The organism is Acinetobacter venetianus RAG-1 = CIP 110063, from assembly GCF_000368585.1.
Classification (GTDB): domain Bacteria; phylum Pseudomonadota; class Gammaproteobacteria; order Pseudomonadales; family Moraxellaceae; genus Acinetobacter; species Acinetobacter venetianus.
On record NZ_KB849560.1, the window covers coordinates 210,307 to 217,168 of the forward strand.

At 39.4% G+C, this 6,862-nt stretch carries 6 protein-coding genes; 5 read left to right on the forward strand and 1 reads right to left on the reverse strand.

Going from position 1 to position 6,862, the window contains the following annotated elements; genetic code table 11:
• The first annotated feature begins 33 nt into the window (after window positions 1–33).
• From F959_RS16350 to erpA, 4 genes are all read left to right on the forward strand, one after another.
• The gene (locus tag F959_RS16350) at window positions 34–1,035 is read left to right on the forward strand and encodes a putative solute-binding protein (protein WP_004882260.1); all 1,002 of its coding nucleotides are present in this window, start codon (window positions 34–36) and stop codon (window positions 1,033–1,035) included.
• Window positions 1,036–1,252: 217 nt separating this feature from the next.
• A complete protein-coding gene (locus F959_RS16355; protein ID WP_004882261.1) occupies window positions 1,253–2,260 on the forward strand; it encodes a putative solute-binding protein in 1,008 nt (335 codons plus the stop codon).
• 283 nt (window positions 2,261–2,543) lie between these two features.
• On the forward strand, window positions 2,544–3,548 hold the full coding sequence (locus tag F959_RS16360; RefSeq protein WP_004882262.1) for a putative solute-binding protein: 1,005 nt from the start codon (window positions 2,544–2,546) through the stop codon (window positions 3,546–3,548).
• A gap of 120 nt (window positions 3,549–3,668) precedes the next feature.
• On the forward strand, window positions 3,669–4,004 hold the full coding sequence (gene erpA, locus F959_RS16365) for an iron-sulfur cluster insertion protein ErpA (RefSeq protein WP_004882264.1): 336 nt from the start codon (window positions 3,669–3,671) through the stop codon (window positions 4,002–4,004).
• A 55-nt stretch (window positions 4,005–4,059) separates the two neighbouring features.
• Here the strand turns inward: erpA and F959_RS16370 are convergent, their stop codons facing one another.
• Entirely contained in the window at window positions 4,060–5,193 is a 1,134-nt protein-coding gene (locus F959_RS16370; RefSeq protein WP_004882266.1) for an anhydro-N-acetylmuramic acid kinase, read from the reverse strand.
• Between the two features lie 61 nt (window positions 5,194–5,254).
• On the opposite strand from F959_RS16370, the gene tyrS reads away from it, so the two are divergent.
• Entirely contained in the window at window positions 5,255–6,487 is a 1,233-nt protein-coding gene (gene tyrS / locus F959_RS16375) for a tyrosine--tRNA ligase (protein WP_029424915.1), read from the forward strand.
• Window positions 6,488–6,862 lie beyond the last annotated feature (375 nt).

A 6,862-nucleotide genomic window follows, 5' to 3' on the forward strand; every position in this document is an offset into this window, starting at 1 on the left:
AATATGCAAAAACAGCAAATAAGGGAAAACAAGATGAAAAAAGGACTTTGGGCATTGAGTGCTGCAACTCTATTTGTCGTGGCTACTCCTGTACAGGCAAAACAAGAAATTTGCGTATTCGATTTATTGGGTAAGGCTGGGGAGTCTTATAAACTGATTGAAGAATGGAAACTCTCTGCACAAACTTGGCAGGGTGATATCGAGTTAATTCCTTATCAAGATGAGGAAAAGGCAGAAAAAGATTTTGATGCGGGTAAATGTGATGGTGTCTATATGACCTCAATGCGTGCTCGTAAATATAATAAATTTGCAGGGTCTGTTGATGCTGTAGGTGCAGTGACCAGTAATGCGATTGCACAAAAAGCAATTAGCTATGTACTTGATAAGCGAAATAGACATCGTCTTACAGCAACTGTAAATGGTGATAAATTTGAGGTTGCAGGGATTATTCAGGTCGGTCTAGCGTATATCTTTGTGCGTGATAAAAACATTGATACGATCGAAAAAGCCAAAGGCAAAAAGTTTGCCTACTTACATTATGATCAGGCGCAAAAAGCGATTGTTGAAAGCATTGACTTAGTTGCGGTTCCTTCTGATATTTCTGACTTTGTGAAAAAGTTTAACAGCGGAAAAGTAGATGTGATTGCTGCGCCTGCATATGCATATAAACCTTTAGAGATCAGCAAAGGTTTAGCAAATGGTGCATTGTTTGATTTCCCTGTGGTGAATATCACAGGTGATCTGATTATTCGTCCAAGTAAATTTCCTGCTAATTTTGGTGCACAGTCACGACAGTGGTTTATTAAAAAATTACCAAGTAATTTCTCGATGGTACAGCGCCTTGAAGCAGGGATGAATGCCAAGAGGATTACACTGTCTAATGAAGATCGCGAGCGCTACCAAAAGATGTTGCGTGATGGTCGTATGAATTTAACCAAGCAAGGAGTATACGACGCTACGATGATGAACGTACTTAAACGTGCTCGTTGTACAGTCGAGCGAACTAACTTTGAATGTTCGCTAAGCGGAGAATAAAAGTAACCTTTTAGTTATGGCGTATAAGGTCATAACTAAAAGAAAAATTTTTATAACAAATATGTTTATAAAAAGAAGTTTAATTCATCAAGTGGGACAAAAATTAAACAAAGTTAAAAGAAAAATAGAGTACAAGCTCTATTTTTTTTCATAAAACATGATTAATATTTGCTTCGTACAAGGAGACAAACATAAAGTTTGTGAAAGGATGAAAAATATGAAAAAAATGGCACTTGCTATCGCAGCAACTTCAATCTTAGGTGTATCTGCTTCAACTCAAGCAGCTGTAGACGTGTGTGTATTCGACTTATTAGGGAAGTCAGGTGAATCATACAAAATGATGCAAGACTGGGCTTTAGCGGCAAAAGGCTGGGGCGCAGATGTTAACCTTGTTGCACTTACAGATGAACAGGTTGCGGACAATAACTTTAAAGCGGGTAAATGTGCTGCTGTAGCGATGACAGCAATGCGTGCTCGTCCATACAATAAATTTGCGGGTTCTATCGACTCTTTAGGTGGTGCACCAAGCAATGAAATCGCACAACGTGCAATCACATTTGTGCTAGATGCTCGTAATGCTGCAAAAATGACGACCAACCTTGGTGGTAACAAATACGAAGTTGCGGGTATCACACCATTAGGTGCTGCTTATATTTTTGTACGTGATAAAAACATCAACTCAATTGAAAAAGCAGCTGGTAAAAAATTCGCAGTATTGGGTTATGACGATGCACAAAAAATCATGGTGCAACGTGTAGGTGCTCAAGCTGTTCTTTCTGATATTTCAAACTTCGCTGCTAAATTCAACAATGGTCAAGTAGATATGGTTGGTGCTCCAGCTTATGCGTACAAACCATTAGAGTTAAGCAAAGGTTTGGGTACAAATGGTGCGATGTTCAACTTCCCTGTACTTCAGGTGACTGCGGATCTTGTCATTCGTCCAGAAAAATTCCCAGCAGGTTTTGGTCAAAAATCTCGTGACTACTTTGTGAAGCAACTTCCAAAAGCTTTCTCGATGATCAAACGTTATGAAGCTGAAATCCCAGCGAAATACAAAATGAAATTAACTGCTGAAGACACTTTAAAATACCAAAAATTATTACGTGATGGTCGTATGGATTTAACTAAGCGTGGTATTTATGATGCTGGTATGATGTCTGTATTGAAAAAAGCACGTTGTTCAGTAGATAAAGCGAACTTTGAATGTGCATTACCTGGTGAATAATCCAGAATTGCAAAAAAGCATACTTAAAGCCTAGATTTTTCTAGGCTTTTTGTTTTTGTTGTGTTGTCATTTAAGTCATTGTCTTTATTAATAAATATAGCAATCATAAAGACATAAAAAGCAAATGAAATCGTGAAGATTTAAAAATATGTTTTTAATCAGGAAGATTAAATACGATTGAATAGGAACATATATTCATTTGAGACCCATATCTAGGATTGAGTGGCATTCAGAATTTAAGAATATTCACAACAATCAGCATAGATGCAAAGGAAAAAATAAGATGCAATGGTTTAAAACTTTATTACTCGCAACAGGGATTGCTGCTGTGTCAGCAGGCACTCAAGCGAAACAAACAATCTGTGTATTTGATCTCGTAGGTAAGAGCGGTGACGTGTATGCCCTAATGAAAGACTATCAGCTTGCAGCAAAGAACTGGGGGGCTGATATTGATCTTCGTGTTGGCACAAATGAGGCTGTAATCGCTGAGGACTTCAAAGCGGGTAAATGTGATGGTGTCAGTATTACAGGGATGCGTGGTCGCCAATTTAACCAGTTCACAGGCTCTTTAGATGCGATTGGTGCGATTACAGATCTTAAGTTAGCTGTGAAAATCATGCAGGGTTTGGCGAGTCCGACTTTTGCCAAAGCCATGGTCAATGGTAAATATGAAGTTGTAGGTGTTATTCCAGTTGGCGATGCTTATCTTCTAGTGAATGATCGTAATATCAACACTGTTGCAAAAGCCGCAGGTAAAAAAATTGCGGTTCTAGACTATGATGAAGCACAAAAAATCATGGCAACACAAGTGGGTGCGCAGGCAGTAAGTTCTGATATTACAAATTTTGGTGCTAAGTTCAATAATGGTCAGGTTGATATTATTGGTGCACCCGCTGCAGCATTTAAGCCACTTGAACTTCACAAAGGTTTAGGCACGAAAGGGGCGATTGTAAATTATCCTATCCTACAAGTGACAGGAAATTTAATTATTCGTCATGACAAGTTTCCTGAAGGTTTTGGACAAAAATCAAGAGAGTGGGTGAAGTCACAATTGCCACGTGCATTTACAATCTTGGGTAAAATGAAAGCAGATATTCCGCAGAAATATTGGATGGAAATTCCTGATTCAGATAAACCTGGTTATCAAAAACTTATGCGTGAAGCGCGTATCAGCCTGACAGCAAAAGGAATTTATGATAAACGCATGATGAAACTGTTATGGCAGTTCCGTTGTAAAGAGAATCCGAAGAATTTTGAATGCGGTATGCAAGAAGAGAATTACAAATAATCTTGTAAAAAGTCTTTAATCGCACTTTAAAGTTCAAATACAGACCCGATAATGAGTATGTTATACTTATATCGGGTCTTTTCTTTTTAAAGACATACTGAATTCTGAGGACTCTCTATCATGAACGCTCAAGCTCTTGAATTGTCGGATAATGCGGCTAAAAAAGTTCGCCAATTGCGCGAAAGTGAAGGGAATAACGATCTCATGTTACGTGTATATGTAACAGGTGGTGGTTGTTCTGGGTTCTCTTATGGTTTTAATTTTGCTGAAAGCGTCAACGAAGATGATGCAGAATTTATCAATGGCGATGTGAAAATGCTAGTTGATTCACTAAGTTATCAATACTTAGTTGGATCTGTAGTTGATTATTTAGAAGGCTTGGAAGGTTCTCGTTTTGTGGTACAAAACCCAAATGCAACAACAACTTGTGGCTGTGGTTCATCTTTCTCGATCTAAAAAGATACTGAAATAAAAAAAAGCTTCTCAAAATGAGAAGCTTTTTTTATTTCTTTTATATCGCCGTAATCGTTCCAAGAATACGCCCACCAGCAGCGCCAGTCACGGCTGGTAAATTACCACTTAACTGATCTACAAAACGCATTGCCAACCACGCAAACGCTGTTGCTTCTACCCAAGTTGGCGCTAAACCGAGTACATCTGTGGTTTGTACTGACCAGTTATGTTTACGCAAACGCCAACGGAGTTGCTCAAGCAAATGCGAGTTATAAGCACCACCGCCACAGACATAAACCTCACCCGTTGGCATCAATTCTTTACTACGATAAATCGCTTTTTTAATCGCACGTGTGGTGAGTTTCATTAAAGTCGCTTGTACATTTTCGGGTGTATCTTCGATCTCGTCATAATCAAGATCATTGCGCCAGTCGATCATTTGATCATCAAGCCATTCAAGATTAAAGTCTTCCCGACCCGTACTTTTGGGTGGTTCGATTGCAAAGAACTCATGGGTTTGTAAACGATCTAGCAATGAACGAATTGGTTGACCATACGCAGCCCAGTCGCCATTTTCATCATAAGGATGACCTGTATGACGTTGGCACCACGCGTCCATCAAAATATTAGCTGGACCAGTATCAAAGCCGTAAACGGCTTCAGGATTATTAGCAGGCAGCATACTCACATTTGCAATTCCACCGAGATTGAGGATGACACGGTGGATACTGTCATGTTGGAACAAGGCTTGATGAAAAGCAGGCACCAATGGAGCACCTTGACCACCTGCCGCCATGTCACGACGACGAAAATCTGATACAACAGGAATCTGAGTAATCTCAGTAATAATATTAGGGTCGCCGATTTGTAGCGTGAAACCATGTTCAGGACGATGGCGAATGGTTTGCCCATGAGAACCAATGGCTTTAATTTGCTTTCGGTCGAGCTTGTTATTTTCAATAAGTTGGTTAATGCCATGACCAATCATTTGCGCTAAGGTCACATCAGCTTTGCCCATGCGATCAATTTCATTGTCATCAGGTAATGTTAACGCCATTAACTCATCACGTAACTCTGGCTCGAAAGGAAGCGTTAAAGTCGCATGAATGATCAGAGGCTCAAATGAAGCTGCAACAAAATCAACACCATCCATGCTCGTGCCTGTCATTACACCAATATAGATTGCGCTCATGTACAACTTCCCCTGCAAGATGCTGAAAAAATGTTAGTATATCGCACAAATTGAATAACTGATGTGTTTAGGTTTTGTGATGTCAAATTTCTTGCCCGCCGAAGAACAGCTTGCTCTCATTCAACGAGGCACGCATGAGATTATTTCTGAAGAAGATTTACTGAAGAAATTAAAAGAGAATCGCCCACTCCGTGTGAAAGCAGGTTTTGATCCAACGGCTCCAGATTTACACTTAGGACATACCGTACTTATCAATAAGTTAAAAACTTTCCAAGACCTTGGTCATGAAGTAACTTTCTTGATTGGTGACTACACTGCGATGATCGGTGACCCAACGGGCAAAAGTGCAACGCGTCCGCCGTTGTCACAAGAGCAGGTGATTGCCAACGCAAAAACGTACCAGGAACAAGTTTTTAAAATTTTAGATCCAAATAAAACCAAAGTACGTTTTAACTCAGAATGGTTTAATCAAAAATCTGCTGCTGATCTCATTCAATTGGCAAGCCAACAAACTGTTTCACGTATGTTAGAGCGTGATGACTTTACAAAGCGTTATAGCAACCATCAACCAATCGCAATTCACGAATTCCTTTATCCATTGGTTCAAGGTTATGACTCTATTGCGCTTGAAGCTGATGTTGAGTTAGGTGGAACAGACCAAACTTTTAATTTATTGATGGGACGTACCCTACAAGGTCGTTACGGTCAAGAATCACAAGTGTGCATTACTGTGCCGATTCTTGAAGGTTTAGATGGCGTGAATAAAATGTCTAAATCTTTGGGTAACTATATTGGTGTATTTGATACCCCAGGTGCGATGTACCAAAAAATTCTATCGATGCCAGATAGCTTGATTGAACGTTACTTTGATTTACTCAGCTTTAAGTCATTAGACGAAATCAAAGTTCTACTTGATGAAATGGCTGCTGGTCGTAATCCACAAGAGATCAAACGTATTTTGGCGCTTGAGTTGGTTGAACGTTTCCATGATGCAGAAGCAGCTGAAAATGCACATAAGAGTGCAGGCAACCGTGTGACAGAAGGTGAAGTTCCAGAAGATACTCCTGAAGTAACAATTTCTCGTGCTGAGTTTGGTGGTGAGATGTTTATTGCAACCATTCTTCGAGTTGCAGGTTTAAACCCGAATGCTGCCGCTGCAAAAGACGCTGTGGGTCGTGGCGCTGTTAAAGTCGACTGGAATGTGGTTGATATGAGCTACTCTGTAAAAGAAAACGTAACTTTAATCATTCAGTCAGGCAAAAAAGCGATTGCACGTGTGACTTTCACCGACTAAATCGAAATAAAAATAATAAAGAGCAGGCCTAGAGCCTGCTTTTTATACGTAAATAGATGATAAAAACAACGAAAACAATGAATTTGTAGAAAAAAGAAACATGCAAAAGAAAATAATGAAAAACAGGGTTGCAAGCGTTGAGGAATGCTGTAGAATGCACATCCATCGGCGGTGATGCAGATAAAAACTTGTTGATAAACAAGGATTTGGCTAGATTGGTTAGATTCTTGGGTTGGTTGATAAGTTTATAAAATATCTAAATTACCTGTTGACTTTGAAGAAATTTAGAGTAATATAGCCGACCTAGCTTGATGGTGATGAACCATTGAGAAGATCATTAAGAGAATAGAAGAACAACTTGTGTGGATTTTTACT

Excerpts from the sequence above, each read along its gene's own strand:
- erpA (WP_004882264.1), top strand. The coding sequence starts at position 3,669 with ATGAACGCTCAAGCTCTTGAATTGTCGGATAATGCGGCTAAAAAAGTT.
- F959_RS16355 (WP_004882261.1), top strand. The coding sequence starts at position 1,253 with ATGAAAAAAATGGCACTTGCTATCGCAGCAACTTCAATCTTAGGTGTA.
- F959_RS16350 (WP_004882260.1), top strand. The coding sequence starts at position 34 with ATGAAAAAAGGACTTTGGGCATTGAGTGCTGCAACTCTATTTGTCGTG.
- tyrS (WP_029424915.1), top strand. The coding sequence starts at position 5,255 with ATGTGTTTAGGTTTTGTGATGTCAAATTTCTTGCCCGCCGAAGAACAG.
- F959_RS16370 (WP_004882266.1), bottom strand. The coding sequence starts at position 5,193 with ATGAGCGCAATCTATATTGGTGTAATGACAGGCACGAGCATGGATGGT.
- F959_RS16360 (WP_004882262.1), top strand. The coding sequence starts at position 2,544 with ATGCAATGGTTTAAAACTTTATTACTCGCAACAGGGATTGCTGCTGTG.